The 25,930-nt window shown below is 65.7% G+C and carries 29 protein-coding genes and 3 pseudogenes; 2 read left to right on the top strand and 30 right to left on the bottom strand.

Translation table 11 applies throughout. The features are described 5' to 3' along the window. The first annotated feature begins 56 nt into the window (after nt 1-56). The gene (locus ACFJIU_RS23960) at nt 57-1,001 is read left to right on the top strand and encodes a LysR family transcriptional regulator (protein WP_379064224.1); all 945 of its coding nucleotides are present in this window, start codon (nt 57-59) and stop codon (nt 999-1,001) included. Nucleotides 1,002-1,003: 2 nt separating this feature from the next. On the opposite strand, the gene ACFJIU_RS23955 is transcribed toward ACFJIU_RS23960, so the two are convergent. From ACFJIU_RS23955 to ACFJIU_RS23815, 29 genes and pseudogenes are all read right to left on the bottom strand, one after another. Beyond that, on the bottom strand, nt 1,004-1,237 hold the full coding sequence (locus tag ACFJIU_RS23955; RefSeq protein WP_379064222.1) for a DUF2274 domain-containing protein: 234 nt from the start codon (nt 1,235-1,237) through the stop codon (nt 1,004-1,006). A 2-nt stretch (nt 1,238-1,239) separates the two neighbouring features. Then, nucleotides 1,240-2,403: a TrbI/VirB10 family protein gene (locus ACFJIU_RS23950; protein ID WP_379064220.1), complete on the bottom strand. Its 1,164-nt coding sequence runs from the start codon at nt 2,401-2,403 to the stop codon at nt 1,240-1,242. Further along, entirely contained in the window at nt 2,403-3,362 is a 960-nt protein-coding gene (gene trbG, locus ACFJIU_RS23945) for a P-type conjugative transfer protein TrbG (RefSeq protein ID WP_379064218.1), read from the bottom strand. Before trbG ends, ACFJIU_RS23950 begins: the two co-directional genes overlap by 1 nt. Continuing rightward, entirely contained in the window at nt 3,359-4,048 is a 690-nt protein-coding gene (gene trbF, locus ACFJIU_RS23940) for a conjugal transfer protein TrbF (protein WP_379064216.1), read from the bottom strand. The genes trbG and trbF overlap by 4 nt, the downstream gene beginning before the upstream one ends. Continuing rightward, nucleotides 4,045-5,409 (bottom strand): P-type conjugative transfer protein TrbL, encoded by a 1,365-nt coding sequence (trbL, locus tag ACFJIU_RS23935; RefSeq protein WP_379064214.1) that lies wholly within the window; start codon nt 5,407-5,409, stop codon nt 4,045-4,047. Before trbL ends, trbF begins: the two co-directional genes overlap by 4 nt. A 3-nt stretch (nt 5,410-5,412) precedes the next feature. Next, entirely contained in the window at nt 5,413-5,718 is a 306-nt protein-coding gene (gene trbK-alt / locus ACFJIU_RS23930; RefSeq protein WP_379064212.1) for a putative entry exclusion protein TrbK-alt, read from the bottom strand. A 21-nt stretch (nt 5,719-5,739) separates the two neighbouring features. Then, nucleotides 5,740-6,507, bottom strand: a complete 768-nt coding sequence (gene trbJ, locus ACFJIU_RS23925; RefSeq protein ID WP_379064210.1) for a P-type conjugative transfer protein TrbJ — start codon at nt 6,505-6,507, stop codon at nt 5,740-5,742. 2 nt (nt 6,508-6,509) lie between these two features. Further along, nucleotides 6,510-8,948 carry a conjugal transfer protein TrbE gene (gene trbE, locus ACFJIU_RS23920; RefSeq protein WP_379064208.1) on the bottom strand — a complete coding sequence of 813 codons (2,439 nt, stop codon included), beginning with the start codon at nt 8,946-8,948 and terminating at the stop codon, nt 6,510-6,512. Nucleotides 8,949-8,962: 14 nt separating this feature from the next. Further along, nucleotides 8,963-9,241 carry a VirB3 family type IV secretion system protein gene (locus ACFJIU_RS23915; protein ID WP_374629407.1) on the bottom strand — a complete coding sequence of 93 codons (279 nt, stop codon included), beginning with the start codon at nt 9,239-9,241 and terminating at the stop codon, nt 8,963-8,965. Next, entirely contained in the window at nt 9,241-9,573 is a 333-nt protein-coding gene (locus ACFJIU_RS23910) for a TrbC/VirB2 family protein (protein WP_374629406.1), read from the bottom strand. The genes ACFJIU_RS23915 and ACFJIU_RS23910 overlap by 1 nt, the downstream gene beginning before the upstream one ends. Continuing rightward, a pseudogene (gene trbB, locus ACFJIU_RS23905) lies at nt 9,570-10,554 on the bottom strand (P-type conjugative transfer ATPase TrbB). The gene ACFJIU_RS23910 and the pseudogene trbB overlap by 4 nt, the downstream one beginning before the upstream one ends. 188 nt (nt 10,555-10,742) lie before the next feature. After that, on the bottom strand, nt 10,743-11,171 hold the full coding sequence (locus ACFJIU_RS23900) for a CopG family transcriptional regulator (RefSeq protein ID WP_379064206.1): 429 nt from the start codon (nt 11,169-11,171) through the stop codon (nt 10,743-10,745). Nucleotides 11,172-11,176: 5 nt separating this feature from the next. Continuing rightward, nucleotides 11,177-13,162 carry a conjugal transfer protein TraG gene (locus tag ACFJIU_RS23895; RefSeq protein ID WP_379064204.1) on the bottom strand — a complete coding sequence of 662 codons (1,986 nt, stop codon included), beginning with the start codon at nt 13,160-13,162 and terminating at the stop codon, nt 11,177-11,179. Nucleotides 13,163-13,186: 24 nt separating this feature from the next. Further along, the gene (locus ACFJIU_RS23890; RefSeq protein ID WP_379064202.1) at nt 13,187-14,926 is read right to left on the bottom strand and encodes a relaxase/mobilization nuclease domain-containing protein; all 1,740 of its coding nucleotides are present in this window, start codon (nt 14,924-14,926) and stop codon (nt 13,187-13,189) included. Nucleotides 14,927-15,169: 243 nt separating this feature from the next. Then, entirely contained in the window at nt 15,170-15,883 is a 714-nt protein-coding gene (locus ACFJIU_RS23885; RefSeq protein WP_379064200.1) for a lytic transglycosylase domain-containing protein, read from the bottom strand. A gap of 69 nt (nt 15,884-15,952) precedes the next feature. After that, complete coding sequence (locus ACFJIU_RS23880; protein WP_379064198.1) at nt 15,953-16,300, bottom strand: DUF736 domain-containing protein; 348 nt, start codon at nt 16,298-16,300, stop codon at nt 15,953-15,955. A gap of 68 nt (nt 16,301-16,368) precedes the next feature. Then, nucleotides 16,369-16,914, bottom strand: a complete 546-nt coding sequence (locus ACFJIU_RS23875) for a S26 family signal peptidase (RefSeq protein ID WP_379064196.1) — start codon at nt 16,912-16,914, stop codon at nt 16,369-16,371. After that, entirely contained in the window at nt 16,911-17,432 is a 522-nt protein-coding gene (locus ACFJIU_RS23870; RefSeq protein ID WP_379064194.1) for a DUF2840 domain-containing protein, read from the bottom strand. Before ACFJIU_RS23870 ends, ACFJIU_RS23875 begins: the two co-directional genes overlap by 4 nt. Beyond that, entirely contained in the window at nt 17,429-17,680 is a 252-nt protein-coding gene (locus tag ACFJIU_RS23865) for a hypothetical protein (protein ID WP_379064192.1), read from the bottom strand. Before ACFJIU_RS23865 ends, ACFJIU_RS23870 begins: the two co-directional genes overlap by 4 nt. A gap of 140 nt (nt 17,681-17,820) precedes the next feature. Continuing rightward, nucleotides 17,821-17,997 (bottom strand): annotated as a pseudogene (locus ACFJIU_RS23860) (AAA family ATPase); the annotation flags it as partial. Beyond that, on the bottom strand, nt 17,997-19,160 hold the full coding sequence (locus ACFJIU_RS23855) for a replication initiator protein A (protein ID WP_379064190.1): 1,164 nt from the start codon (nt 19,158-19,160) through the stop codon (nt 17,997-17,999). The pseudogene ACFJIU_RS23860 and the gene ACFJIU_RS23855, both read right to left, overlap by 1 nt. An 18-nt stretch (nt 19,161-19,178) precedes the next feature. Beyond that, nucleotides 19,179-19,461 (bottom strand): annotated as a pseudogene (locus ACFJIU_RS23850) (helix-turn-helix transcriptional regulator). Nucleotides 19,462-19,604: 143 nt separating this feature from the next. Then, on the bottom strand, nt 19,605-20,132 hold the full coding sequence (locus tag ACFJIU_RS23845; RefSeq protein ID WP_379064188.1) for a DUF2285 domain-containing protein: 528 nt from the start codon (nt 20,130-20,132) through the stop codon (nt 19,605-19,607). Nucleotides 20,133-20,142: 10 nt separating this feature from the next. Further along, a complete protein-coding gene (locus tag ACFJIU_RS23840) occupies nt 20,143-20,367 on the bottom strand; it encodes a transcriptional regulator domain-containing protein (protein WP_379064186.1) in 225 nt (74 codons plus the stop codon). A 127-nt stretch (nt 20,368-20,494) separates the two neighbouring features. Beyond that, on the bottom strand, nt 20,495-20,755 hold the full coding sequence (locus ACFJIU_RS23835) for a DUF2285 domain-containing protein (protein ID WP_379064184.1): 261 nt from the start codon (nt 20,753-20,755) through the stop codon (nt 20,495-20,497). A gap of 93 nt (nt 20,756-20,848) precedes the next feature. Then, nucleotides 20,849-21,115 carry a multiprotein-bridging factor 1 family protein gene (locus tag ACFJIU_RS23830; RefSeq protein ID WP_379064182.1) on the bottom strand — a complete coding sequence of 89 codons (267 nt, stop codon included), beginning with the start codon at nt 21,113-21,115 and terminating at the stop codon, nt 20,849-20,851. A gap of 246 nt (nt 21,116-21,361) precedes the next feature. Beyond that, complete coding sequence (locus ACFJIU_RS23825) at nt 21,362-21,526, bottom strand: hypothetical protein (protein ID WP_169516635.1); 165 nt, start codon at nt 21,524-21,526, stop codon at nt 21,362-21,364. 456 nt (nt 21,527-21,982) lie between these two features. Then, nucleotides 21,983-22,387: a single-stranded DNA-binding protein gene (locus tag ACFJIU_RS23820; protein WP_379064180.1), complete on the bottom strand. Its 405-nt coding sequence runs from the start codon at nt 22,385-22,387 to the stop codon at nt 21,983-21,985. A gap of 840 nt (nt 22,388-23,227) precedes the next feature. After that, nucleotides 23,228-23,644, bottom strand: coding sequence for a hypothetical protein (locus ACFJIU_RS23815; protein ID WP_379064178.1), 417 nt, complete (start codon nt 23,642-23,644; stop codon nt 23,228-23,230). A 259-nt stretch (nt 23,645-23,903) separates the two neighbouring features. On the opposite strand from ACFJIU_RS23815, the gene ACFJIU_RS23810 reads away from it, so the two are divergent. Further along, on the top strand, nt 23,904-24,824 hold the full coding sequence (locus ACFJIU_RS23810; protein ID WP_291398893.1) for a DUF6615 family protein: 921 nt from the start codon (nt 23,904-23,906) through the stop codon (nt 24,822-24,824). Nucleotides 24,825-24,839: 15 nt separating this feature from the next. On the opposite strand, the gene ACFJIU_RS23805 is transcribed toward ACFJIU_RS23810, so the two are convergent. Further along, a complete protein-coding gene (locus ACFJIU_RS23805) occupies nt 24,840-25,772 on the bottom strand; it encodes a DUF2493 domain-containing protein (RefSeq protein WP_379064176.1) in 933 nt (310 codons plus the stop codon). Between the last annotated feature and the right edge of the window lie 158 nt (nt 25,773-25,930).

Raw genomic sequence — 25,930 nt, 5'->3', positions numbered from 1 at the left:
CGGATTGATCCAAACGTGGAATCGCCTCGTAGAAGGAGGAAGAGGCGAACCTTACGATGGAACTTACAACCTCCCATCGGTCAATTGAAATGCGCCACCTCCGGTACTTTGTGGCGGCAGCCGAATTCGGCAGCTTTCGGCAGGCGGGTGGTGCAACTGGGATCAATGAATCAGCCATAAGCCGCCGCATCCGCGATCTTGAGGATCGAATCGGCGCGTCACTTTTCAATCGGCGGAGTACAGGCGTGAGCTTGACGGTAGCCGGCCACAAATTTCTACCCGAAGCCCGACGAATCCTAAGAAATATCGACCGTAGCGTAAGCGAAATTGCAAGTGTTGGGCGCGTGGAAGTCGGGCGACTTCGAATCGGTATTTTCTCATCGATGGCGTCCGGCTTTTTGGCCGAGCTTCTTCGTCAATACGATCTAATCCATAAAAATGTGCAGGTTGAATTTATAGAAGGAAACCCCAATGAACATATAGCCGCAGTGCGTCAGCTTAAAATCGACGTGGCATTCCTTACGGGCACTAGAAATTGGCGCGGATGTGAGACGGTGCCGTTGTGGTCTGAGCGAGTTTTTGGTGTTCTGCCTGAAGGGCATAAACTCGCAGGAAAGCACAACCTCCTGTGGCAAGACCTTGACCGAGAGACTTTTATGGTAAGCGAAGTCGCTCCGGGTCCCGAAATCCATGATTTTCTTGTCCAGAGGTTGGCCAACCTCGGTCATCATCCAAATATCGAGACGCAAGCAGTTGGGCGGGATAACCTTCTATCTTTAGTGGCAACCGGTCGTGCCCTGACAATCGTAAGTGAAGCAACCGTCGCCGCCCAGTTCCCTGGTATCGCCTATCGACCTATTGTTGGTGAGATCCTGCCCTTTAGCGCCATATGGTCCCACCGAAACGATAATCCAGCGTTGCGGCGCTTGCTCAGTATGGCGAGAAAGCTGTCCGCGTCGATATTGCCTTCGGTATTGATCGTATTCAGTTTGCCGCTTTAATTTTATTTGGAAGTCGCATTTAGATGACGTCTCGCTTTCGCGAACTCGCGGTCCGTAGCGATGAATCGCTCCAGCATCGGCACGACAAGCTTCACCGGATCGGTTGCAGGCTGACCCGTCTCGCGGGCCAGCACTTCCGCATAAGCCACAAGATCGCGATGGAGCGACGCAGGCAGCTCCGTTGTGATTTTCACGGGCTTGTCGTCGGAGATGGGGCCGAGTTTCAGCTTGGTCATGGTCAGTTCCTAAAGGGTTCGAGGACAAGATCGCGCGTCACCACGATCCTGATCGGGAAGCCCGGCCGGATGGTCAGCGTCGGTGCGACGTTGAGCTGGCGGCGAACGATCTGCTGCCCGGCGTCGTTGATCGTGTCCTGGCCGCCGTTGCGGATGGCGCGGAGCAGCCGGTCCTGGTCGTCGACGGCAAGCTCGGCTCCAACCGACAGCAGGGTCGAGAAGCCGGCGGCCTTGGCGAGATCCCACCAGTGGTAATCGACGCCATCCTCCAGTCCGGCATAGCCCTGCGTGTCGGTCCCAGGCTGGCGCTCGAGAACGATCGAGCGGCCGTTCGGCATGATGAGTCGGTTCCAGACGAGCAGCACGCGGCGCTGACCGTACTGCACGTTGTTGTCGTACTGGCCGATGATCCGCGTCCCCTGGGGCACGAGCAGGATGCGCCCCGTGGGGCTGTCATAGATCGGCTCCGTGACCTGGGCGATGATCTGGCCGGGAAGATCGGAGCGGATGCCGGTGATGAGCGCCGCCGAGATCACCGCGCCGGCCTGAAGCACGAAAGGCGACGCCGGCGGCGTCACGCGATCGGGCGTGACGGTGCGCCGGTCGGCCGCCGCGTTGAGGAAGGCGAGCTGCTTGTCCTGGCCGGTGGCCGCCTGTCCGCCCGCGCCGGAGAGATCGAGGCCGGCAAGATCGGGTATTGCGCCCGCCGTGCTGGCGGCCGTCGAGCCCTGCCGCGACTGGAAGAAGACGGTGCTGAGACGCGCGGCCTCTTCCTCGGCGCGGCGGCGCTGCTCGGCCTCGCTGACGCCGGGCGTCGGAACCGCGGGCGTGGCGACAGGCTGGCCGTTGTTCTGCGCGTCGAGGATCGGGCGGCCGAGATCGCCGGGAAGCGCCGGGCCGAGGACCGGGCCGGTATAGTCCTTCGGCAATCTGGCGAGACCGTCGGCGGTCTGGCGGTTGTTGGTGGAATAAAGTTCGGCGCCGCCATCGTCCGGCCCGCGCGTCTGGAGGGCGTAGATCAGCGATCCGCCGATGCCGACCAGGGCGACGGCGGCGACGCTGGCGAGCATCTTGCGTGACAGGCGCGTGACTCTGGGTGCTTCGGCGCGAAGCCGCATCGGCGCGACGGGGGTGCTGGTTGCGGTATTGCCTGCGGTATCGGTCATTATGACGGCCTCCCGTCGGTGCGGGTGATCCTGACGGTCTGCTGCTTGTCGCCCGCGCCAAGGCGCAGCTCGGCCGCGCCGAACAGGCGATCGACGATCAGGATGTGTTGATAGATGCGGCTGTTGGCGATCTGGGCTTCGCCCTCGGGGCCGATGACGAAGAGCGGCGGCATCTCGCCCTGGACGATGCCGCGCGGGAACTCGACATAGACATGCCGGCCATCGTCATAGACGGCGATCGGCTTCCAGGGCGGATTGCCGGTGTCGGTCAGGGCGTAGCGATAATTGCGCGCGGCTATGGCCGGGATGACCGGCGTGGCCGGCACGCTTTGGCGCTGGCTGGCCGGCGGTTGCGGATAGGCCCAGGCGACGGACGGCATATAGGGCTTCTCGCCGGAGCGCAGCTCCAGCATGTAGGTGCGCCGGTCGGTCGTCACGATCAGGTTGGTGGTGATGTCGGGCCGGCTCGGCTTGACGAGGATATGGACGCGGCGCGTGACGCCGGAACCGCTCTCGGTATCGCCGATAATCCAGCGCGCCGTGTCGCCGGCGGCGATCGGTCCCGCGCCGGTCAGGCTTTCGCCCGGCTCCAGAGCGATGTCGGTGATCTGGCCGGGAACGGCATAGACCTGATAGAGCGCGCCTTCCGACCAGGGGTAGATCTGGATGGCGTTATAATAGCCCTCGCGGCGCGGCTGCACGCGGGCGGCGGCATTGGCGTTTTCGACGCGGCCGGTCGGGGTGCCGGCGGTCTCGCCGCCGCGTGCGACCGTCCAGGCCGGCGGGATCAGCACGGGCTTGGGCCGGTCATCGGTGATCGCGGCGGGAATGGCCGGCAAAGGCGGCACGCTGGCGTCGTAGCTGATCGCCGGAGGCTTCGTCATGCTGGCGCAACCCGCGAGCATGGTTGCGGACAGCAACAGGGCCGGAACGGCGAAGGTGCGGATGGACGGGCTCATTGGCTCAGCTCCCGCGACCAGTTAATGGCGTTGACGTAGATGCCGAGCGGATTGGCTTTCAACCGCTCGGCGTCTCGGGGAGGCTGGAGGGTGATGGTCAAGATCGCCGTCCACCGCTCCGTTCTCGCGAGCACGCCATTCTCGAACTGCCGCTCCGTCCAAGCGACGCGGAAACTGTCCGGCGAGGCGCGGATGACGCTGGAGACGTCGACGGCGATCTGTTGCTTGCCGACCTTGGCGAAGGGATCGTTGGTGCGGGCATAGTCGTTGAGCGCGCCCGCGCCGCGATCGGTCGTCCACTCATAGGCGCGAAGCCAGTTTTGACGGACGATGATCGGGTCGGCCGGAATCGAGCGGACCTGCTCGATGAAGCGGGCGAGATGCCAGGCGATTTGCGGATCGGTCGGGCGATAGTCGGCGGTGGCCGGCGCGATGCTCTGCGCCTGGCCGAGCTTATCGACCTGCACCACCCAGGGCACGACGGTCCCGCGCGCCGACTGGATGACCAGCGCCCCGGCGAACCCCGCCGAGAGGATGAGCGATCCGAAGGCCATGTATCGCCAGTTATTGGCCTGCACGCGGGCCGAACCGATGCGGTCGTCCCAGACCTGCGCGGCCTTCTGGTAAGGCGTCTCGGGTTCGGGCGTCTTGCCGTAATGCACGGCGGGCCTTTTGAAGATGTTCATGAGCGGTCGCTTTCAGAGAGGTTGACGGAAGAACCGGAGCCGTGGCTGTCGCCGGAACGGACGGCATGGGCGGCGGCGCTGACGCCGTGAGAAAGGTGCTGGCCGCGCTTCATGCGCTTGGCCCATTCCGGGGCGCCGCCTGCCGCGGCTGTCGGCGTGGATGCGGCCTCGGCGGCTTCACCGCCGCCGACGGTGCCCATGGTCGAGTTGCCTCCGGTCACGCCGAAGCCGGCCTTCGCGCCATCGGAGAAGCCGGATTTCATGCTTTCGGAGGTGCGCGCCACGGCGCGCTTCAGTGGCGAGACGGCCGCCGAGCCTGCGGCGCGGGCAACGCCGCCCATGCCGGAGGCGACGCCTGCCGCGCCGGACTGCCCCATGGAGCCAAGCGAATATGCGGCCGATGCGCCGCCGGCCGCGGTCGCGCCGCCGCGTGCGACAGCAGCGCCACCGGAGAGCGCGGCCGATCCGCCTTTGACGGCGAGACCTGCCGCGCCGCCTGCCGCAAGGGCTGCGCCGCCGACCGCGAGGCCCGTGCCCACCGCGGCGCCGGCGCCGAGCTGCGGGCCGCCGGAGACGAGGCCGTTGGCGATACCGGGGCCGAAGATGCCAAGGCCGAGCAATGAGAGAGCGGCGAGCACGATCGCCATGGCGTCATCGACGGTCGGGGTCGTGCCGCCGAAGCCCTTGGTGAACTCGCCGAACAGCGTCGAGCCGATGCCGATGATGACCGCCAGCACCAGAACCTTGATGCCGCTGGAAATGACGTTGCCAAGGACGCGCTCGGCCATGAAGGCGGTCTTGCCGAAGAGACCGAAGGGAATGAGGACGAAGCCGGCGAGCGTCGCCAGCTTGAACTCGATCAGGGTGACGAAGAGCTGGATCGCCAGGATGAAGAAGGCGAGGATCACGAGCGCCCAGGCGAACAGCAGGCACACGATCTGGATCAGGTTCTCGAAGACCGAGATCCAGCCCATCAGCGGCGAGATCGCCTCTAACAGCGGCCGGGCGGCATCGAGGCCGGTTTGCGCGACCTTGCCCGGACGCATCAGGTCGGCGGTCGAGAAGCCGGTGCCCGAGGCTTTGAGACCAAGCCCGGCGAAGCTGTCGAAGACGATCTTGGCGAGGTTGTTCCAGTTGCCGATCAGATAGGCGAAGACGCCGACGAACAGCGTCTTCTTGACGAGGCGCGCGATGATGTCGTCATCGCCGGCCCAGCTCCAGAACAGGGCCGCCAGCGTCACGTCGATGACGATCAAGGTGGTCGCGATGAACGCGACTTCGCCGGAGAGAAGGCCGAAGCCTGAGTCGATGTATTTGGTGAATACGCCGAGGAAGTTGTCGATGACGCCTGCGCCGCCCATGGCTCACCGCCCTTCGGCTGCGGCGGACGCCGCCGGCACGACCGGAGCGACCGGCGCGGGTGCATGGCCGAGAAAGCGGTCGCGGGTTTCGGCCCAGACGCGCAGGCATTGCGCATCGCTCGCGGCCTGTTGGCCAAGTTGCTGGCACCGGCGCTGGCTCTCGCGCAGCGGGTCGCCTTCGGGCTGAAGCTGACGCGCCGACGGCGATGCCGGTGCGTCCTGCTTACGGGTCATTTCGATCGCCGTGGCCGTGACGGCGACCGCGACGAAGACGATAGCGCCCAACCGGGCCAGCAACTTGCCGTCCATGAGCCTCCTCCTTTCCGGCGCTTACTTGCCGCTGTTGAACATCTGGGCGTTGCCGGGCTGGTAGCCCGAGCCCGGCGTGAGGAAGCGGCGACGCTGCTCGCGGCCCTGTTCGGCGGCGGCGGTGCGTTCGGCCTCGGTCAGAGCACCGGCGCGGCCGTTCGCCGCGAGAAGCGCCACGAGATCGGAGAGCTGCTGCGACTGGAGCGCCAGAAGCTGATTGCCGGCTTGCGTCGCCTGAAGCGCGCCGGTCGCGCCCTGGCTCTGGCTGACCAGCGCCGACATCTGCGTGCGGTTGCTGTCGATGTTGGAGACGACGCCGGCCTGCACGCGCATTGCGTCCTGCAAGCCGCCGACGGTGTTCTGCCAGCGCGAACGCGCGTCGGCGACCATCTGCTTGTCGGTCGTCGACATGGAGACGTTGCCGTACTTCTGGCTGAACATCTGGTCGATCTGCTGGACGTTGAACGCGATGCCCTGCGCCTGCTGGAGAAGCTGCTGGGTGCGCTGCACGTTCTGCTGCAAGGTCTGAAGCGCGGAGAACGGCAGGCTCGCGAGGTTCTTCGCCTGGTTGATGAGCATCTGCGCTTCGTTCTGAAGCGAGGTGATCTGGTTGGTGATCTGCTCCAGCGTGCGCGCGGCGGTCAGGACGTTTTGCGCATAGTTGCTGGGATCGAAGACGATGATGGCGTGCGCCGGCGTCGCCACCATCGGCGAGAGCGCGAGGGGTGCTGCCGCCAGCATGGACGCGGCGAGCGCCATGGCGCGCGAGCGGAAACGAAGGGTAAGCATAGTCAGGACTCCTTTGCTGCGGTGGGAAAAGTCGGGATGAGGTCGATTGCCCAGCCCACGTCGCGGGCGCGCAGCCACGCGGCGAGGAAGCCGTCGCGGCCGCGTTCGGCGACGAGGTTCGCGATCAGGGTCTGGTCGGATTTGGAGGATGCGGCGCAGAGCGCGAGGCCGAGTTCGCTGAGGCCCAGCTCGAACAGGCGGTTGCCGCGCCGGGACTGGCAGTAATAGTCCCGCTTGGGCGTCGCCCGCGCGAGGATCTCGATCTGCCGGTCGTTGAGGCCGAAGCGGCGATAGATCGCGGTGATCTGCGGCTCGATCGCGCGCTCGTTCGGGAGCAGCAACCGCGTCGGGCAGCTTTCGATGATGGCCGGCGCGATGCTGGAATTGTCGATGTCCGACAGCGACTGCGTGGCGAAGATGACGGAGGCGTTCTTCTTGCGCAGCGTCTTCAGCCATTCGCGGAGCTGGCCGGCAAAGCCTTCATCGTCCAGCGCCAGCCAGCCCTCGTCGATGATGAGCAGCGTCGGCCGCCCGTCGAGCCGGTCGCCGATGCGGTGGAAGAGATAGGACAGCACGGCGCGCGCGGCACCCGTGCCGACCAGCCCCTCGATCTCGAACGCCTGCACGGCGGCGGAGCCCAGATATTCGGCTTCGGCGTCGAGCAGCCGGCCATAGGCCCCGCCGACGCAATAGGGCCGAAGCGCCTGCTTGATGTCGTTTGACTGGAGCAGCACCGCGAAGCCGGTGATGGTGCGTTCCTCGACCGGCGCCGAGGCCAGCGAGGTCAGCGCCGTCCAGATATGCTCCTTCACGTCCGGCGTGATCTGGATCGCTTCGCGGATCAGGATCGCGACGATCCAGTCGGCCGCCCAGGCACGCTCATAGGTGTCGTGAATGCGGGCGAGCGGCTGGAGGGAGACGGAGAACTCGTCCCCTTCGGTCAGCCCGCCGCCGAGGTCATGCCAGTCGCCGCCCATGGCGAGCGCGGCGGCACGGATGCTGCCGCCGAAGTCGAACGCGAAGACCTGGCTGTTTTCGTAACGGCGGAACTGGAGCGCCATGAGCGCGAGCAGCACGGACTTGCCCGCGCCGGTCGGGCCGACGACGAGGGTGTGGCCGACATCGCCGACATGAAGGGATAACCGGAACGGGGTCGAGCCTTCGGTCTTGCCATAGAGCAAGGGGGGCGCACCGAAATGCTCGTCCCGTTCCGGCCCCGCCCACACCGCCGAAAGCGGGATCATGTGGGCGAGATTCAAGGTGCTGATGGGAGGCTGGCGGACGTTGGCATAGGCATGGCCGGGCAGACTGCCGAGCCATGCGTCCACCGCGTTGACGCCTTCGACCATGGCCGTGAAGTCGCGACCCTGGATCACCTTCTCGACCAGACGCAGCTTCTCGTCGGCAACGCGCGGATCGGCGTCCCACACCACGATGGTCGCGGTGACATAGGCCATGCCCGCGACATCGGCGCCCAGTTCCTGCAAGGCCAGGTCGGCGTCGGCTGCCTTGTTGGACGCATCCGTGTCCACCAGCGCCGAGGCTTCGTTGGTCAGGACTTCCTTGAGGATGGCGGCGATCGATTTGCGCTTGGCGAACCATTGCCGCCGGATCTTGGTCAGCAGCTTGGTCGCGTCGGTCTTGTCGAGCAGGATCGCGCGGGTCGACCAGCGATACGGAAAAGCCAGCCGGTTGAGATCGTCGAGCAGGCCGGGCGTCGTCGCCGTCGGAAAACCGATGACGGTGAGGACACGCAGATGCTGGTCGCCAAGGCGCGGTTCGAGCCCGCCGGTCAGCGGCTGATCGGCCAGCAGCGCATCGAGATAGACCGGCGTTTCCGGCACGCGGACGCGGTGACGCTTGGTCGAAACCGTCGAATGGAGATAGGTCAGCGTCTCCGTGTCATCGAGCCAGCCGCATTCGGGCATGAAGCCGTCGAGCAGCGCGAGGACGCGATCGGTGCGGTCGATGAACCCGCGCATCACCTCCTGGGGGTCGACGCCGGATTGCTCGCGGCCCTCGTAAAGCCATGTCTCGGCCCGGGCGGCATCCTCGGCCGGCGGCAGGTAGAGAATGGTCAGGAAATAGTCCGACACGAAATGGATGCCGGCTTCCTCGAAGTCGGCCTTGCGCTCCTCGTCCACCAGGCCGGAGGCCGGATCGGGGAACGTGCTGTCGGGATAGGTCGCGGCTTCGCTGCGCTGCGCCTCGACAAAGATGCTCCAGCCGGAACCGAGACGGCGGAAGGCGTTGTTGATGCGGCCGGAGACCGCGACCAGCTCGGCCGCGACGGCGCTATCGAGATCGGGGCCACGGAAGCGCGCCGTGCGCTGGAACGAGCCGTCCTTGTTCACGATGACGCCGGGGCCGACCAGGGCGGCCCAGGGCAGGAAATCGGCAAGGCGGGCTGCGGTGCGACGATATTCGGAGAGGTTCATCATGGGCGTTGCCTCCCTCAGACCGCGAGAAAAGCCGGGACGCGCAGATGGCGCCGGCCGACCTCGACGAATTGGGGATCGCGCTTGGCGGCCCAGACCGCCGCGACATGGCCGATGGCCCAGATCGCGATGCCGACCAGCCAGAGGCGCAGGCCGAGGCCCACGGCCCCGGCCAGCGTCCCGTTGAGGATCGCGATGGAGCGCGGCGCACCGCCGAGCAGGATGTGCTCGGTCAGCGCGCGGTGAACCGGGACGGTGAATCCCGGCACATCCAGTTGCTCGAAGGCGACCGCCATCAGACGAGCGCCCCGCCGCCGAACGAGAAGAACGACAGGAAGAACGAGCTGGCCGCGAACGCGATCGACAGGCCGAAGACGATCTGGATCAGCTTGCGGAAGCCGCCCGACGTGTCGCCGAAAGCGAGCGCCAGGCCCGTCGCGATGATGATGATGACCGCGACGATCTTGGCCACGGGGCCTTCGATCGACTGGAGGATTTTCTGGAGCGGCGCTTCCCACGGCATGGATGAGCCGGAGGCGTGGGCGGCGGGAACGAGGACGAGATTGACATAGGCGACGGCGGCGACGGTCGCGACGGTGCGACGGACGCGCATGGGGATGCGGATCATGAAGGATCTCCAATGTGGTCAAGGGTTGCGGGGCTGATGCGGTAGTCCCCGTCCGGGCCGAGCCCTTCGACACGGGCGAGTTCGGCGAGCCGGCGCGCGGAGCCGCGGCCGGAAAGGACGGCCACGAGGTCGATCGTCTCGGCGATCAGGGCGCGCGGGACGGTGACGACGGCCTCTTGAATGAGCTGTTCGAGCCGGCGCAGCGCGCCGATGCCGGTGCCGGCGTGGATCGTCCCGATGCCGCCGGGGTGGCCGGTGCCCCAGGCTTTGAGGAGGTCGAGCGCCTCGGAGCCGCGCACCTCGCCGATCGGGATGCGGTCGGGGCGCAGGCGCAGCGAGGACCGCACAAGATCGGAGAGCGTGGCGACGCCTTCCTTGGTCCGCATGGAGACAAGGTTGGGCGCGGCACATTGCAGCTCGCGCGTGTCTTCGATGATGACGACGCGATCGGCGCTCTCGGCGACTTCGGCCAGCAGCGCGTTGGTCAGCGTGGTCTTGCCGGTCGAGGTGCCGCCGGCGACGAGAATGTTGGCGCGCGAAGCGACGGCTTCGCGCAGCGTCGCGGCCTGGTCCGCCGACATGATCCCGGCGGCGACGTAATCGTCGAGCGTGAAGACGGCGACGGCGGGCTTGCGGATGGCGAAAGCGGGAGCCGCGACAACGGGCGGAAGTAGCCCCTCGAACCGCTCTCCCGTCTCGGGCAGCTCGGCCGAGACGCGCGGGGGACCGCGCGTGAACCTCCGCGCCGACATGATGGGCGACCAGGCGTACGATGCGCTCGCCGTCGGCGGCCGACAGTCGCTCACCCGTATCGGCCAGCCCTTCGGACAGGCGATCGATCCAGATGCGGCCATCGGGATTGAGCATGACTTCGACGATGCTGGCGTCGTCGAGATAACGCGCGATGGCCGGACCGAGCGCGGTGCGCAACATGCGCGCGCCGCGCTGGATCGCCTCCGGTTTCTGGTGTGAAGTGGTCATATCGGCCCCGTTTCCTCACGAGGCGCAACAGACAGTCCCCGGAATGGGGTCGATTAAAAGAGCCCGAAATCGGGCGGGTTCAACAAGTATCGGTCGTAGTAGTAGCGTGGCGTGCAAATACAGGAGAACGGCGGTGGAGCCCTGATCTTGATGTCCTCACAGGGCTCACCAGATGACGCGCGAGATCGTCACGACTCGGTGTCGGAGACGTCCTCGGGGATCTCCTGTCGCAGCTTCGGACCCTTGACGAGACGCCGGCCGAGCGCGGTGATGAACGCCTCATATCGCTCGGCCGACTTGGCGCGCGCCGCCTGCGCGGCAGGCTCCGGCAAGGCCGGCGTGGTCGTGATCCAGAAGCGAATGAACACCGCCAGCGTTTCGACGGCGATGCCGACGTCGCGCTCCAGGCGGGTCATGCGGCGGTCGATCTGGTCGAGGCGCTTGGCGACGACGGCCTCGCGCCGCTCGGCATCATCAGGCGACAGGAACGATGCGATTGCCGCCTCGGCGATCATGGACTGCGATTGATCCCGGCGCGCGGCGAAATCCGTCAGCGCCTGCGTCACGTCGGGGTCGAGATAGACCGTGAACTTTGATTTCTTCCGATGGCTGGTCATGGCGCTCACAGCTCGATGCCGTCATTGGGATCGAGCGACGCCTGGCGCGCGACGCCCTGAACCCGCTGAATCAGGCGCCGATTACGCGCGGCGTCCTCGTCGCTCTCATCGGGAAGCTCGATCTCGAACTCGTTGGCGATGAGTTCCTTCTTTTCCGTCGGCTTCGCGCGGCTGAGTTCGGGTTGCAGCCGGCGTTCGGAATCGGTAGTGTCCTCACCGTCGGATGGGATCGGCGGCTGGGCATCGCCAGCCTTGGGCCGCGCCGGGACCGGCAGGCTGCTCCAGTCGTCGGGGCGCGGCTGGTCGGGACGTTTTAGGTCGGGCGGCGACAACAGGCGTTCGCGGAAACGGGCGTCCTCGTAATAGCGCGCCTTCTTCGCCCGGATCGGCGGGGTGCCGGCGACCATGACGATCTCGTCGCTCGGCGGGAGCTGCATGATCTCGCCCGGCGTCAGCAACTGGCGGGCGGTCTCGGAGCGCGAGACCATCAGATGACCGAGCCAGGGCGAGAGCCGATGCCCGGCATAGTTCTTCATCGCCTTCATCTCGGTCGCGGTGCCGAGGGCATCGGACACGCGCTTGGCGGTGCGCTCGTCGTTGGTCGCGAAGCTCACGCGCACATGGCAGTTGTCGAGGATCGAGTTGTTCGGGCCATATGCCTTTTCGATCTGGTTGAGCGACTGCGCGATCAGGAAGGCTTTGAGGCCGTAGCCCGCCATGAAGGCCAGCGCGCTCTCGAAGAAATCGAGCCGACCGAGCGCCGGAAACTCGTCGAGCATCAGCAACAGGCGATGACGGTCGCCTTTCGCCTGCAGGTCTTCGGTCAGGCGCCGGCCGATCTGGTTGAGGATGAGGCGGATGAGCGGCTTGGTGCGATTGATGTCGGACGGCGGCACGACGAGGTAGAGCGTCGTCGGATGCTTGCCGCCCACCATGTCGGCGATCCGCCAGTCGCAACGCCGCGTCACCTCGGCGACGACGGGATCGCGGTAGAGGCCCAGGAACGACATGGCGGTCGAGAGCACGCCGGAGCGTTCATTGTCGGATTTGTTGAGCAGCTCGCGCGCGGCGCTGGCGATGACGGGGTGCGGCCCGGCTTCACCGAGATGGCTGGTCTTCATCATCGCATCGAGCGTCGACTCGATCGGGCGTTTCGGATCGGAGAGGAAGGCGGCGACACCGGCGAGCGTCTTGTCGTCGCCGGCATAGAGGATGTGCAGGATCGCGCCGACCAGAAGGGAGTGGCTGGTTTTTTCCCAGTGATTGCGCTTGTCCAACGAGCCTTCGGGGTCGACGAGAATATCGGCGATGTTCTGCACGTCGCGCACTTCCCACTCGCCGCGCCGCACCTCGAGCAAGGGATTGTAGGCCGAGGATTTCGGATTGGTCGGATCGAAGAGGAGCACGCGGCCGTGGTGTGAACGGAAGCCGGCCGTCAGCGTCCAGTTCTCGCCCTTGATGTCGTGGACGATCGCCGAGCCCGGCCAGGTCAGGAGCGACGGCACGACAAGGCCGACGCCTTTGCCCGATCGCGTCGGCGCGAAGCACAGCACATGCTCCGGCCCATCATGGCGCAGATAGTCGCGGTCGTAGCGGCCGAGCACGACGCCATCGGGATCGAGCAGCCCCGCGGCCTTCACTTCTTCCTTCTCGGCCCAGCGCGCCGAGCCATAGGTCGCGACGTCCTTGGCTTCGCGCGCCCGCCAGACCGACATGCCGATGGCGACGGCGATGGCGATGAAGCCACCGGACGCGGCGATGAACGCGCCCTGGGTGAAAATCTCCGGCGCATAGGCGTCGTATGAGAACCACCACCAGAAGAAGGCGGGCGGATGGTAGAACGGCCAGCCGAACAGGACGAACCAGGGCGGCCCGAGCTGCGCCTGAAATCCGAGACGCCATGCGACATATTCGGTCGCGCCCCAGGTGGTGGAGAGGACGATGAGGAAGACGATCAGAATCTGTCCCCATAGGATTTTGGTCGCGGACATTGCGATGTTCCTTGTCTGTTGAGGTTAGAGGCCGAGCCTGCGCTTGCGCCCGAAATCCCAATCGACGCCGCCGCCGTCGCGGGCGACGCCGGAGACGTGGCGGCCGAGCTGCTTGTCGAGGGATGGCGACCAGGGCACGAGCTGGAAGCCGAGGCCGTCGTCGATCATGGCGAAGCGGCCGGAGGCGAGCGTCAGGCGCTGACGATAGGTGCCGGCAACGTATTCGCCGCTTTCGGCCGGCTTGAACGGCTGGCCGGTCTCCTTCGCGAGCTGGCCCGCCACGGCATCGACTTCGCGGCGGCGGAGCGTCTCGATCAGGTTGCGGTTGAAGATGACGCGGCGGCCCTGTTGCTCGGCGAGACCTTCACCGACCAGATGCTCCGCGCGTTGCCGCATCGCATCCCGCACCTCGGCGCCGAAACCGCCGTCCGACATGGCGACAGGCTCGCGTGCGATGGATTGCCGGTCTAGCCAGGTCGCGCCGGTTGCGCTCACCTGATGCTGGAGGTCGAGATCGGAGCGGACGGCGAGCGCGACACGGCGATCGCCTTTCGCGTCCTCGTAGGCGCGCAGCTCGACGATCGATCCCGGCGGGCTGTCGCCGGTTGCGTCGAGATGCGGCAGCCTGATGTGATGGGTGCGGCCGTCCACGCCGTCGACCACGGCATAGGCCGTTCCCTTCAGCTCGTCGTCAAGGCCGCGTTCGACCAGGCGGCCGATGACGGGAACGTCGAGGCTTTCGCCGGCGAGGACATAGCTCGCCGAGCCGCGCTCGATGCCGCGTTCGGTGAGCGCGCGGTGCATCCGCTTGATGATGTCGCCACGCTCGCCGAGTTCGCGAAGCGTGGATTCGGCCTCGGCCTTGATGAACCATTGCTGGTGTCCGACCTGTCCGGCGAGCCCTCGGATTTCGAGGGTGCGCAGCCTGCCGACCTTGAGCGCATGAAACTCGTCCGGCTGCTGGCCGGGCTGCGGCGCGAGGTCGATGATGCCTGATTTGCCGGCGTCGCGGACAAGCTGCCTGTCGAGCTGTGTCCAGCGTTCGGCCTCGACCTGCCGCTCCAGATTGCGGTTGATCTCCAGATCAGTGCGCTGGCAAAGCTCCTGCGTGACGAGATCCTGCGCGCGGGCGCGCATTCCCTCCTTGATGTAATCGCGGGAGATCACGAGGTCCTGGCCGTCATCGGTGCGGCCGCGCAGGATGATATGGATGTGGGGATTGTCGGTGTTCCAGTGATCGACGCCGACCCAATCGAGCTTCGTGCCGAGATCCTTTTCCATCTGGCCCATCAGCTCGCGGGCGTGGTTCTTGAGGTTGGCCATATCCACGGCGTCCTCGGGCGAGACGATGAAGCGGAAATGGTGCCGGTCGTCCTCGCAGCGCGCCGCGAAGTCGCGGGCATCCACATTGTCGCCTTCGGGACCGAACAGCCGCGCCTTCTCCCCGTCTCGGGTCACGCCGTCGCGGCGCAGATATGAGAGATGCGCAGCCAGCGGCGCGGCGCGTGCGCTATGGCGGACCACGCGGGTCTTGATGACGACGATGCGCGAGCGGCCGGTGAGCAGGCGATTGGCCTGGATGCTGGCGCGCTGGCCGCGCCCGAAGCGCGAGCGGTTACCCGTCGTGATCTTGCCGGAACGCGAGACGCGGCCCCCGGCCTTCTGCGCGGCGGCGAGCGCCTGCGAAATGAAAGGCCGGGCCTGCTGTGCGCGGGTCGAGCGGATGCGCCCAGGCCGGACGCGAATTTCGCTGTCATCGGCCATGGCGGAGCCCCGCACGGTGCCAAAGGGACAGGAAAATCAGGAAGATGGGCGCGGCGAGCACGGTGCGCGAAAGCGCGGCACAGTGCGGAACGCGCCGAAAACCCAAGCAAAAACAACCGACCGACCGAAGCGCACCGTGCACCTTTTTATCTCGCCATCGTCCGGTTGTTGTGCCTGCCTCTGCCCCTTGCGCTCTCCATGACACGCCGGAACACGATTGCGCGCGAAGGACCGCCTGCACGCTCATCGGCGATCTCCTGGGATGGAGCGGGCGATGACAAGGGGCGAATCCGATGTCGCGGCGGGATCGGATGGCCGCGCCGTGACGGGGGATCGGCTGTCGTCCGAACGCGCGTTGTCCGACCGTGATATTGCGGAGCCAGCGTCGGCGGAACGCACGACGAAGATCGCCGCCTCGCGCCAGTCGGGCGGCGGATCGGCTCGCCGGACGGACGTTTCGGCTGCGGCCGCGCCGCCGAGAACCGGCACGAGCGCGGCGACATAGGCCCGCGTTTCGGCGGGCAAGGCGCGGCCGGTGGAGCGATGGTCGTCATAGCGGCCGGGGCCGGCGTTGTAGGCCGCGAGCATCGCGCCGACATCGCCATAGCGGTCCCACATTTCGCGCAGATAGGCCGCGCCCGCCATGATGTTGTCGTGCGGATCATAGGGGGCGCGGCCGAGACGGTAGCGGACGCGCAAGGCGGCCCATGTGTCGGGCATGACTTGCATCAGTCCCAACGCGCCCGCCGACGAGATGGCGCGCACGTCGCCCGCGCTCTCGGCGCGCAGCACCGCGCGAATCCAGCGTTCGGGGATCGCGAACCGCTGCGCCGCCTCGGTGATGTGGGCGGCGTAGGGATCGCGCGGCGAAGGTCGCGCGATCGGCATCTCCTGCGCCATCGTGATCGCCGGCATGACGTTCGCGATGGACAGGCCGGAAAGGAGAAGGAGAGCCATGCGCCGGGCGGCGTGATGCCGCCCATGCGCACTCCGATGGCTCGTCGATGGACGGCGAGTGGGCATCGGTCAGTCCTTCTCGCCGCGATCGCGCGGACGCGACCAGTGCAGCGACCAGTCCTTGCCGGCATCATCGTCACGGAAAAGGTTGGCGCGGATCGGCTGCGGAAACGTCGGATCGTCGATCAGCAGCGCGACATATTCGCCGGCCTTCTCGCCGGTGCGCTTCCAGCCCGCGCCGATCTCCGCGCCCGTTTCGTTGTTCATGGTGTCGAAGACGTGAACGCGATAGTCGGGCACGTTTTCCGCGTCGGACGGCTCGGCCGGAACGATCATGATGTCCTGGGCGAGCAACAGCGTCTGAAGGTTGCCGATGAAGCCGGTCTCTTCGCGCGCGAATTCACCAATTTGAGGCATGTGTACGTCCTTTGCGGTGGCGTTGAAAAAGCCATCGGCGGGCACCGCTCCCGCCGATGGGGACGCGGTCAGCGCGTCGGCGCGCGCCACTCGAAGCGGCCGTGGCCATCTTCGTCGGTCCACAGCGGGACCGCGTGGCCGATGATCCGGTCGGTGGAGGTCTGGCCGAAATAGCGGCCGTCGAGGCTGTCGCGGACCTGCCAGTTCATGAGGAAGACTTCGCCGGTCTGGATGCGGCGACAGCCCTGCCAGGCCGGCAGATTGCGCCCGATGCGGTCACGCTGAAGCGCCTTGCCCATCTCCACGCCATCGACGGTGATGGTGAGGTTCGCGCGGCAAACGGTCTGCCCGGAAACGCCGAGAACGCGCTTCAAGAGCGGCACGCCCTTGGGCAGATAGCCGCGCTCGGCCATGAAGGCGGCGAGCGGTTCGGGCGCGTCGACCGCGACAAGATCGGTGACGTCGAACGGCCTGTCGAAGTCGATCGTGTAGAGGCCGATCGGCGCGCTGGCCGAGGCGTTCCACATGAGCTTGATCGGCATCGGCGTGAGCGCCGGATAGCCGATGCCCATCGTGCCGATCGCCATGACGAGGATGAGGCCGGCGCGCGTCATGGCTGGACCTTCCTGCGCAGGAGGAAGGCGCGATGCTGGTCGAGCGTATAGGCGCGCGGGCGTTGAGCGGCGGCCATCCGGTTGTGGACGTGCCGCCAGTGTTCCGGCGAAACGGCGTCCGCATCGATGCCGATCGCCTCGATCGCATCGACGTGGCGCAGCACGTCCTCGACCTTCGGCCAGCCCTCGATCTTCAGCAGGATCTCGCCGCCCGGCCGCACGAAGGGCAGCGTCTGGTAAGCCTCGCCCGGTTCGACTGCGCGCACGATGTCGATGCGTGAGATGATCGTGCCGAAGTCGTTTGACGCCCATCGGACGAAGGCGAAGACGGTGTTCGGCCGGAAAGAGAGAATGCGCTGGCGGCGGTCGATGATCTGTTCGTTCGACGGCTGGCCGAACCTGATCCAGTATTCGATCTTCTTCTCGATCCACGTCAGTTCGACGCGGGTCATGCGATCATGAGTGAGCGCGGACGGCATCGGGCCGCCGCGCACGCGGGGGGCCGCGATGCCGGTCATGTGGGGTCTCCTGGGGTCGGGGGAAATTCGCGCGCGAGCAGCTCTCGCAGCATGTCGGCGACGGTGACGCCGCGCCCGAAGGCCGCGATCTTGATCCGGCCGCGCAGCTCGGGCGTCACGTCGATGGTGAGCCGCGCCGTATAGGCGGTCGCCTCGGATGCGCGCGGCGGGCTCTCCGCCGTCCTGATCCATTGCTCGGGATCGGCGGGGCGTTTGGCGAAGCCGCGCTTTTCGACGGGAGCCGTCATGACGCGCCTCCGTCGCCGATGTGCAGCCGCCCGATCTCGGACGCGAGCGCGGCGATCTCGCGCGCGGCGGGCGAACGGCTGTCGATCTCTGAGGCGAGGCGCCCGGACTGCGCGGCGTCGGCGAAGACGATGCGCTGGCCGAACGCGCGCGGCAGGCCCTCACGGTTGCGCTGCTGGGACCAGTCGAGCGCCGACCCTTGAGAGTCCGCATCGATCAGCGTGACACGCCTGCCACGCCCGGCGAATTCACTGGCGAGATGGAGCGCGAGCGTCGTCTTCCCGACCCCGCCTTTCTGGTTGAGGAGCGCGACGATCATCAGCGTTCCCCCGGTGGATCGAGGGGGAGCCGGGGCGCTTCGGCATCGCCAACCTGGGGGGAGGGGATAGCCCTTCGGGGGCCGGCCTGTGTGGTCGGGACGCTCTCTTTCGCCGCAACGCTGAGGCTTCTGGCGGTGCCGCGGATGAGGTTCTCCACATCGCGCGCGCGCTCTTCAAAGTTAGATTCTTGGTTAGACTCTAAGTTAAGGGCGCGAATCGGCCTGCGATTTCGAGACGTTAGGGTCGGTTTGGGTTCCTGATAGCACGAGCCTCGGGTTCCCGATGGCACGCTAGTCCGGGTTCCCGATAGCACGAGCCCGTCCACAGGTTTTCCACAGGCCGGGAGCGGCTCGAAAGCGAGCAGCGTGCGCCCGCCGATCTGCATCTCCAGCGACAGGAGGTAGCCGGGCAGCGGCTGGCGCCGCACGATGTCGCGCAGCTCGAACGCGAAGCGTTTGAACGGCGACAGGCTGCCGGATTTTATGTGAAGGTGGCGCAGGTCGAACCGCCAGCCGTCGCGCTGGCGGCCGCCATGCTTGCGCACGATGCGGTAGAGCCAGCGGTCGAGGCCGCCGGTGAGATGGAAATAGGCCGGGTCGATGGTGAGGATGAGCGCGTCGTCGAGGACGGCCTTGTAGAACCAGTCGGGGACGATCAGCTCGATGCCGTCCGGCCGCCCATCGCGGTCGGTGCGCTCCTGCCATTCGTTGATCCACGAAAAACGGTGGCGGCGGCCTTCGGCCGGCTGGCGGATCGATGTCGAGATGGTGGTCGACTGTAGCCGGTCCAGCGCCGCCTTGAGGCGCTGGTAGTCGCGCAAGCTGGTGCCGCGTCCGACATAGGTGAGGATTTCATAGGGCGTCGCAGCCATCAGCCTGGACGTGCGAAGCCCGTTGTCGCGGGCTTCGACGATCTGGCTGGCGGCCCAGATCAGGATGTCGGCGTCCCAGATCGTGGCCATGCCATGATCGGGAACGGCCTCGACGCGGATCGTGATGTCGCCGGCCGAAAAGTCGATCGGGGCGACACGATGGGATTTGGAGAGGGAGAAGAAAGGATAGGCCATGAGATCCTGCGCATCTCGTGGCGCGAAATCGCCGGGGAGCGCGCGAAACAGATCGAGCTGCCCACGCTCCGAAGGGTCACGACGCCGCTCCACCATGAAAGGGACCGGCCACGATCAGCGTGCGAAGCGGCCGAGGGCACGGTCGGTCGACGGCACCTGGCGCTTGGCCGGCAACACGGAGCCGCGCGGATCGGAGGTCGAGGTGACGGCGCCGCGTTCGGCCCAGGTTTTCGAGATCGTCGACGGCATAGACGACGCGCCCGCCGAGCTTGCGGTAGGCCGGGCCGGTGCCGTAGGTCCGGTGTTTTTCGAGGGTGCGGGCGGACAGGCTGAGAAATTCAGCGGCTTCCTTGGTCCGCAGGTAGCGTGGCGGGAGCGCGGCGGTATCGGGTCGCATGGGGCGGGCCTCCTTGGGGTTTCTGGGGGCCGCTGGCGATCAGCGGCTGACAGCGACCACGGTGGCGGAGAACCGTCGGCGGGATGGATGGGGAAGTTGAGGTGGCTAAAATCTCCACCCCGGATGCCATGGCGGCGCGGCGACTAGGAGCGGCGACGATGGCGAAGAAGTTGCAGATAGCCGCCGTTGATGAGCGCCAAGCCGCCTTCGACGAAGGCGATGACGGCATCGCGCAGCGGCGATGTCTTCCAGGGCTCGGTGTCGATGCGCGCCGCGCCGTAGATCGCGATGGCGATCTCGCGATAGGTCGCGCCGTTCATATGGCCGTCGGCGGCGCGGAGCTTGAGCCGAAAGCGCCGCCGTTGCTCGGCCGTCATGCGCGTGTCGCGCGGCGGCGGGCGGCCGAGCCAGATGCGCGCCATTCGCATCAGGGCGTCAATGCGGTCGAAGACGTCGGCATCGAACGGAACCAGCGCCGCGAGTTGATCGTCAGGAAAGGCGCCGGAAAGGAAAAGAACCCGGATGTCATGCTCGGAGTAGGACGCATAGGTGCCTTCGGGGGCATCGCGTCCAACGGCAAACGGATCGAGCGACGGCGCGGAGGCAGGAGGCAGAAACTCCGGGCGGCGCGCCAGCAGAAGAACGGCGCTATCGCAAGAGGGCGACCACACGACATCCTGGTCAAGCGCGGACAGACCTCGCCTGGCGGCGAAATCGCAGCCCCCAGAGTTGTTCCGCATCTTTCGGAAGCGGTGCGGCCTCGGCGGCGGCGCTCACAAGACTGCTGTAAAGTTGCTGATAAGGAACGAATCGGCGAAGACATTCCCAGGCGAGACCTTCGACCGGCAAGCCATCGAAATAGTCGTAACGGCTGTCGTCCCGCCAGTCGCTTGTATCTGGCCTCATAGCGTCAACTCCTCGCAGATTACGCGCACAAGTCGAACGCCCAGTTTTCCTATTTCATCGTAGGTGGTGGAAGGCCGGGAGAGGACATCGCGTGATGCCGAAAGGGCATCGCGCGAACATCGACGGATCAGTGGTGGGACTGGCGCAGAAGGTGCCGATAGCCGGTGTGCGCCATCCAGCGGGCGCGAGCGAGGTGGCTGTCGTGGATGTGTCGGCAGCGTTCAGGGTCGCGTGCCGGATCGAGACCGAACAGAATCTGCACCGCCTCTGTCCAATCGGCGCCATCGGCATCTGCGTCAAGCAAGCGCGCGTAAAGCTTGACGTGCGCCTTGTCGTAGGCGGTGAGTTCCTGCCCCTCCGGTGCGGTATCTTCGAATGTCTCGATCATGGTGCAGGCTCGGTTACTGAGCAGCTGCTGCATCTTAACCAAGTTTGATCCAAAATGGAGCGATGGCAAGCGTCGGCGGGATTTGCTCGCCGATCAGCGCGCGGCGTTGGATGGATTGGGCTTACTTCCGCGTTCATCGACCAGCAACACTCCTTGCCCTTTATCGGTGGACAGGAAGACGATGCCGGCAGCTTCCAAAGCTCTGCGCACCTGATCGCGCGTTGTCTCGTACACATCGAGTCCGCTTTCGGATTCGAGGCGTTTGAGCGCGGTCAGCGATATGCGGGCCTTGTCAGCGAGCGTCTCCTGTGTCCAACCCAGCAACGCGCGTGCGGCCCGTGATTGTCGGGAGGTGATCATGCATGATCACCTCCCATTCGGACCTACGCGCACTCCAGAACTACGGCTATTTTAGTCGTTATCGCTTCTTTTCGCCAGCCCGAAGACGTTGCGAGGAACCCGCGATGACGTGTTTCGGTGCAGTGATTCGCAGGGCCATGTGGCATTAGGAAACCTGAGAGGCGGCCCCAGCCCCGCCGCGCGCCGACGACCGCATCGGGCGGGCGGCGTCTGAAATAGATGGAGGGGCGGATAATCCGCCCCGTCTCATGCGAAGGGATCGATCTCGGAGACGATGGTGTCGTCGTCGCCGTCATATTCGGTGGCGGGCATCACGCTCATGGTGCCGTCGCCGGCGCGGAAGATGATGATGGCGACCATCAGGGTTGAGGCGAGACTGGCGGCGTAGGCGTTGGCGGTTGCGAGGGTCATTGTCCGGCTCCCGATTTTGGCGGGGACCATTCCCCGCTCGACGGGCGCCCGAAGTGTTTTGGGCTCGGCCGGGGTCATCGCGCAGGCGAAGACGAAGCGACCGCACGCTTTGCGTAGCGGACCCGATGAGGGTTGACCCTGGAAGGCCGGGACCGGAACCAAGGTTAAGCCATAAGAGCGGGGTGGTTTCCGCCTGCCGGAGCCGGTTGTCCCTGCATTGCCATTGCCGGTGCTGCCCTGGCCCGCTGCCTGACGGTCGCGATTGTCCCCCGCCGTCCGTGATCTGCGTGATGCCCGCCGCCGAATATGCGCTGGGGTGCCTCGGTCGTTCCGATCCCAGCGCGTGAGATGGTGCGCGGCGCCCACTATGCGCTGCCAGGATGCAATGGTGGCGGCGATCCGGCGCGAACATGAGAAATCCCGGCGGCTTTCGCCGCCGGGTCTCCTGCCGTCCGGTCAGAACGGGATGTCGTCATCCATGTCGCGCTGGTCGTCGCCGCCGTTCTCGGTCTGCTTCGCCCGGCTCAGGAAATCAACGGTCTCGGCGATGATCTCGCAGCCGTAGCGGTCGTTGCCCTGCTGGTCGGTCCATTTGGTGTAGTGGATGCGACCGCGAACCAGAACCTTCATGCCCTTTTCGCAATGCTCCTCGATCGTCTTGCCGAGGCCGTTGAAGGCGGTGATCCGGTGCCATTCGGTGTCCTGCACCCGGTAGCCTCTGTCGTCGCGGACCACCTTGCCTTCCGAGTAGCGGGGGCGCGAGGTCGCGAGGGTGAAGTGGGTGATCCTGGTGCCGCCCTGAGTGGTGCGGGTTTCCGGGTCCTGGCCGATGTTGCCAGCGAGGATGACGATGTTCTGCATTGTAGGTCTCCGTTGCTTCTCGGAGGAACCATTCCCTCCGACGAGACCCGGCCAAGGCCGTCTGGAGACTCCTGCATCGCCGCTTCCGGCGGCGGCTTGACCCCCAAGGTCCGGGTGGAGCGGGCAGCCGCGCCCAGCGCGGCAACACGGCCGGAAACCGCGGGGGTTGCCGGAAGGAAACAGAACGGACTTAGGGATCAGTCAGTCGGAGGGATTGGTGCTTCCGTTAGCCCGATGGAGACTGGAGCCAGAACAGCATCCTTGCTGGCGCCAGATGATGACAGAGCCAGACGCACCGCCCCGGAGGCTCACCGGCCACGTCCCAGTTCGCCTGCCGATCAGCGCTCTGGCTTCGCAGGCAAGCGAGGACTTCCGCGAGAATGAGACGCCTACCGGGTCAACGCGCCGATGGCCGGATCATCGTTCCAAGGAACGTGGCTCGACCCAGGGCATTGCAGCAAGGCATGAAGATGTTCGCGGCGCAGCTCTACGCACAGTCCCACGGACGGATCAGCCCGGCATCAATCGCCGTGCTCGCAGATCCGGCCCGATGCCGACGCACCGGGCCGGACGGGGCGACCGACACGGCAACGGCATGTCCAGCGAGGGCGATGACGCTCTGTACTTATTGGATGGCCGGAGGCTTGATGGCGAAAGCTGCCGGGATGGACATGGGAATGATGGATCGCCGCCGCCCCATGTCAGCGCCCCGTGTCAGCGATTGAAGCCGAATGGCGGAAACGCGCCGCAGGCGTGGTTCCGGCGCAGCCGAAAGCGCGGCCCGAAGGGCGGCATCCTTTCTTTCAGGTCCATGCCGCCAGCATCACCGAAACGACACTATCAACGTGAAAGCGCAGCCGTTCCGACCGCATTGAGATTCAGCACCGCGGCGATGCCGATGACGATGCCACCGATCCCGCCGAGGATGTTGATGGCGATGGCCGAGTCGATCATGTGCTTGGTCACGCCATGAACCAGTGCAAAACCCGCGATGACGGCCGGAATGGCGAAGATGGCGAGTGCGATCAGGCGCAAGGCCGGGTTCTTGGCAAAGCCGAGGACGCCGATGACGAGCACGATGGAGCCCACGGCCGCACCGATGGCAGCAAGGGCGGAAAGCCAGAAGCCCGAGCCGGTCGCATAGACATATTGGAACGCGGTAATGCACGTCATCACTGGCAGCGCATAGATGGCGAGATGCCAAGCGATCACGCAGAAGGTGATGGTGAGCGAGATGGCGAGAAGGATCAGCGTCATGGAAACCTCCAGATAAAGGCATGAGGATCACGACAGGCTGCCGGGAGATACGCTCCGCCTGCGACTGTTCTGCTTCGCCGGTTCTTCGCAAAAGAGAAGACGCAGCTTTTCGGCGTTCGTCAAGCCAGCTTGGGGCATCGCATTTGCTGTAGAGACGCGTCAGGAAAATGCGAACAGGCAAGTAACGATCAATGGGACGGCGCTCCCGAACTGGCATCACCCCCGCTGGAATTCTATCAGTGTTCAAAAAGGGGGAATTATGCCGACGACAATGTGTGACCTCGCGTCCAAGCTGCCGCTTTTGATCGGCCAGCTTCTCGATCGCGAAAGCCATCTCAAGCGCGGGCGCTTTCGAGAGGAGACGATGACCGATATTTTCACGGGCGCTCTGGCCGCGTTTGCCGGCTCCAATCTCGTGATTCAATATCCGGTCGAAGTCGAAACCGGTGGCGACATCGATCTGCGCTTCTGGCACGCGGCGAGTGGCCGCAACCTGTTCGTCAGGATTCAGGCCAAGCGTCTGAATGCGGAAAGCGATGTCGCGAAAACGAAGCAGGTCAAGATCAAGAACCGCGCCTATAACGAGCTGCTGCACAAGCCGCCGAAGGCTCTGGATTACCAGTTCCGGACTCTGCGAGACGCGCCCGATCCGTGGATACCGCTCTATATGTTTTACAACCACCACAGCGTAACGCGCGATCCAGCTTTTGCAGGGACGACGCCGACCGTCCGGGGGATCAATCTGGCCTTTGCCTGTGACATCGCCGAAGAGCTGGAGCTGAAGCTGGCTTCAGCGCCTAAGAAAAGGCTGAATCACAAGCGGCTGAGTCATCTGCAGAAGCACTTTTTTGGGATCGAAGCGATCCTGTGCCCGCCTGGTAGCTGGAATGACGAAGGCGTTCCGCCGCCGGATTTTGTGCAGAAATCCCTGAGAGAGTTCTATCGTCAGGATGTGGCCAGCATCGAAGGCAAGGATGATCGGGATGCGGTCTTCCGTCGCCTCATGGAGCCGAGCGGCCTCGTCGTCCGCAGCGATGTCGCCCGCCGCTTGCCGGACGGTCCGTCGATCCGCGTCAGGCAACATGACGTGGACGTTCCGACGATCACTTTCATTTCGGGGCGAACGACGGATGATCGGACGCCCAACATCACCAACAATCCCGACGCTGCGCAAGGGTGAGGTGAATGGCGGCGCTCACGCGCCGCCGCCGTGCTTCATGACCGGGATGCCGAGCTTGCGGGCCTTGTCCGCGAGATTGTCCTGAATCCCGGTTCCGGGGAAGTGGATGACCCCGATCGGCATGGTGTCGAGCATCGCGTCGTTGCGCTTGAACGGCGCTGCCTTGGCGTGCTTGGTCCAGTCGGGCTTGAAGGGGATTTGCGTGACCTTGCGGTTGCTGGCCCATTTCGCGGCGATGAGTTCGGCGCCCTTCGGGCTTCCACCGTGCAGCAGCACCATGTCGGGGTGCTTAGCGTGAACCTGATCGAGCTTGGCCCAGATCAGGCGATGGTCGTTGTAGTCGAGACCACCGGTGAAGGCCACTTTCGGGCCGGGCGGCAGGAGCACCTCGTTCTCGGCGTGCTTCTTCGCGGCGAGGAAGTCGCGGCTGTCGATCATCGCGGCGGTCAGGTTGCGATGGTTGACCATGGAGCCCGTGCGTGGCCGCCAGACTGAGTGGGTGTGGCGCTCGAAGTGATCGCCGGCCTGGTCGCGCATCAGCTCGAAGGCGTCGCGCCGTTCGAGAAGGGTCTGCCCCTCTGCCGTCAGGCGCTCCAGTTCGACGGACTTCACCTCGGAGCCGTCCTGTTCCCTCTGGAGGCGGCGCTGCGCGACTTCGTTGTCGTCCAGCTCGCGTTCAATCCGGTCGCCCGCGCGCTGGAAGAGGTTGACCGTGCCCCAGAGCAGTTCTTCGAGGTCGGGTTCGAGGCGTGTGTCCGAGAGCGCCACCACGAACGCGTCGAAGATGTCGGCGATGCTGCCGGCCACGACATTGCCCTCGGGGAGCGGCCGCGGGTCTGGTTCGTCCTCGAAGGGACGGTAGCCGTAGAGCGCCAGTTCCTGAAGGACGTGATCGGTCGGGGAGGATGCGTGGTGCGGCTCGTAGTCGGTGTCGTGGTGTTCGGTCATTGGTGGTCTGCCTTCAGCTCGTGGCCGCGCCCATCGCGGCCTTCGTGGCGACGAAAGGCGGTGGGCGGGGCGGACCTGCACCGGACGCGCAGCGGGAGGCCGGAACGCAGAGGAGGATGAGGGGGGCCGGCGATTTTGCTTCGCGATGCAAAGCGCCC

This window comes from Mesorhizobium sp. UC74_2, assembly GCF_042701485.1.
In the GTDB taxonomy this organism is placed as follows: Bacteria; Pseudomonadota; Alphaproteobacteria; order Rhizobiales; family Rhizobiaceae; genus Mesorhizobium.
Note: the sequence above shows the minus strand (reverse complement) of the source record. Positions and strands in the feature narration are given on the sequence as shown.

Bases quoted from the DNA above. Each gene is read 5' to 3' on its own strand.
- ACFJIU_RS23960 (WP_379064224.1), top strand. From the start codon at position 57: ATGGAACTTACAACCTCCCATCGGTCAATTGAAATGCGCCACCTCCGG.
- ACFJIU_RS23955 (WP_379064222.1), bottom strand. From the start codon at position 1,237: ATGACCAAGCTGAAACTCGGCCCCATCTCCGACGACAAGCCCGTGAAA.
- ACFJIU_RS23950 (WP_379064220.1), bottom strand. From the start codon at position 2,403: ATGACCGATACCGCAGGCAATACCGCAACCAGCACCCCCGTCGCGCCG.
- trbG (WP_379064218.1), bottom strand. From the start codon at position 3,362: ATGAGCCCGTCCATCCGCACCTTCGCCGTTCCGGCCCTGTTGCTGTCC.
- trbF (WP_379064216.1), bottom strand. From the start codon at position 4,048: ATGAACATCTTCAAAAGGCCCGCCGTGCATTACGGCAAGACGCCCGAA.
- trbL (WP_379064214.1), bottom strand. From the start codon at position 5,409: ATGGGCGGCGCAGGCGTCATCGACAACTTCCTCGGCGTATTCACCAAA.
- trbK-alt (WP_379064212.1), bottom strand. From the start codon at position 5,718: ATGGACGGCAAGTTGCTGGCCCGGTTGGGCGCTATCGTCTTCGTCGCG.
- trbJ (WP_379064210.1), bottom strand. From the start codon at position 6,507: ATGCTTACCCTTCGTTTCCGCTCGCGCGCCATGGCGCTCGCCGCGTCC.
- trbE (WP_379064208.1), bottom strand. From the start codon at position 8,948: ATGATGAACCTCTCCGAATATCGTCGCACCGCAGCCCGCCTTGCCGAT.
- ACFJIU_RS23915 (WP_374629407.1), bottom strand. From the start codon at position 9,241: ATGGCGGTCGCCTTCGAGCAACTGGATGTGCCGGGATTCACCGTCCCG.
- ACFJIU_RS23910 (WP_374629406.1), bottom strand. From the start codon at position 9,573: ATGATCCGCATCCCCATGCGCGTCCGTCGCACCGTCGCGACCGTCGCC.
- ACFJIU_RS23900 (WP_379064206.1), bottom strand. From the start codon at position 11,171: ATGACCAGCCATCGGAAGAAATCAAAGTTCACGGTCTATCTCGACCCC.
- ACFJIU_RS23895 (WP_379064204.1), bottom strand. From the start codon at position 13,162: ATGTCCGCGACCAAAATCCTATGGGGACAGATTCTGATCGTCTTCCTC.
- ACFJIU_RS23890 (WP_379064202.1), bottom strand. From the start codon at position 14,926: ATGGCCGATGACAGCGAAATTCGCGTCCGGCCTGGGCGCATCCGCTCG.
- ACFJIU_RS23885 (WP_379064200.1), bottom strand. From the start codon at position 15,883: ATGGCTCTCCTTCTCCTTTCCGGCCTGTCCATCGCGAACGTCATGCCG.
- ACFJIU_RS23880 (WP_379064198.1), bottom strand. From the start codon at position 16,300: ATGCCTCAAATTGGTGAATTCGCGCGCGAAGAGACCGGCTTCATCGGC.
- ACFJIU_RS23875 (WP_379064196.1), bottom strand. From the start codon at position 16,914: ATGACGCGCGCCGGCCTCATCCTCGTCATGGCGATCGGCACGATGGGC.
- ACFJIU_RS23870 (WP_379064194.1), bottom strand. From the start codon at position 17,432: ATGACCGGCATCGCGGCCCCCCGCGTGCGCGGCGGCCCGATGCCGTCC.
- ACFJIU_RS23865 (WP_379064192.1), bottom strand. From the start codon at position 17,680: ATGACGGCTCCCGTCGAAAAGCGCGGCTTCGCCAAACGCCCCGCCGAT.
- ACFJIU_RS23855 (WP_379064190.1), bottom strand. From the start codon at position 19,160: ATGGTGGAGCGGCGTCGTGACCCTTCGGAGCGTGGGCAGCTCGATCTG.
- ACFJIU_RS23840 (WP_379064186.1), bottom strand. From the start codon at position 20,367: ATGAGGCCAGATACAAGCGACTGGCGGGACGACAGCCGTTACGACTAT.
- ACFJIU_RS23835 (WP_379064184.1), bottom strand. From the start codon at position 20,755: ATGATCGAGACATTCGAAGATACCGCACCGGAGGGGCAGGAACTCACC.
- ACFJIU_RS23830 (WP_379064182.1), bottom strand. From the start codon at position 21,115: ATGATCACCTCCCGACAATCACGGGCCGCACGCGCGTTGCTGGGTTGG.
- ACFJIU_RS23825 (WP_169516635.1), bottom strand. From the start codon at position 21,526: ATGACCCTCGCAACCGCCAACGCCTACGCCGCCAGTCTCGCCTCAACC.
- ACFJIU_RS23820 (WP_379064180.1), bottom strand. From the start codon at position 22,387: ATGCAGAACATCGTCATCCTCGCTGGCAACATCGGCCAGGACCCGGAA.
- ACFJIU_RS23815 (WP_379064178.1), bottom strand. From the start codon at position 23,644: ATGACGCTGATCCTTCTCGCCATCTCGCTCACCATCACCTTCTGCGTG.
- ACFJIU_RS23810 (WP_291398893.1), top strand. From the start codon at position 23,904: ATGCCGACGACAATGTGTGACCTCGCGTCCAAGCTGCCGCTTTTGATC.
- ACFJIU_RS23805 (WP_379064176.1), bottom strand. From the start codon at position 25,772: ATGACCGAACACCACGACACCGACTACGAGCCGCACCACGCATCCTCC.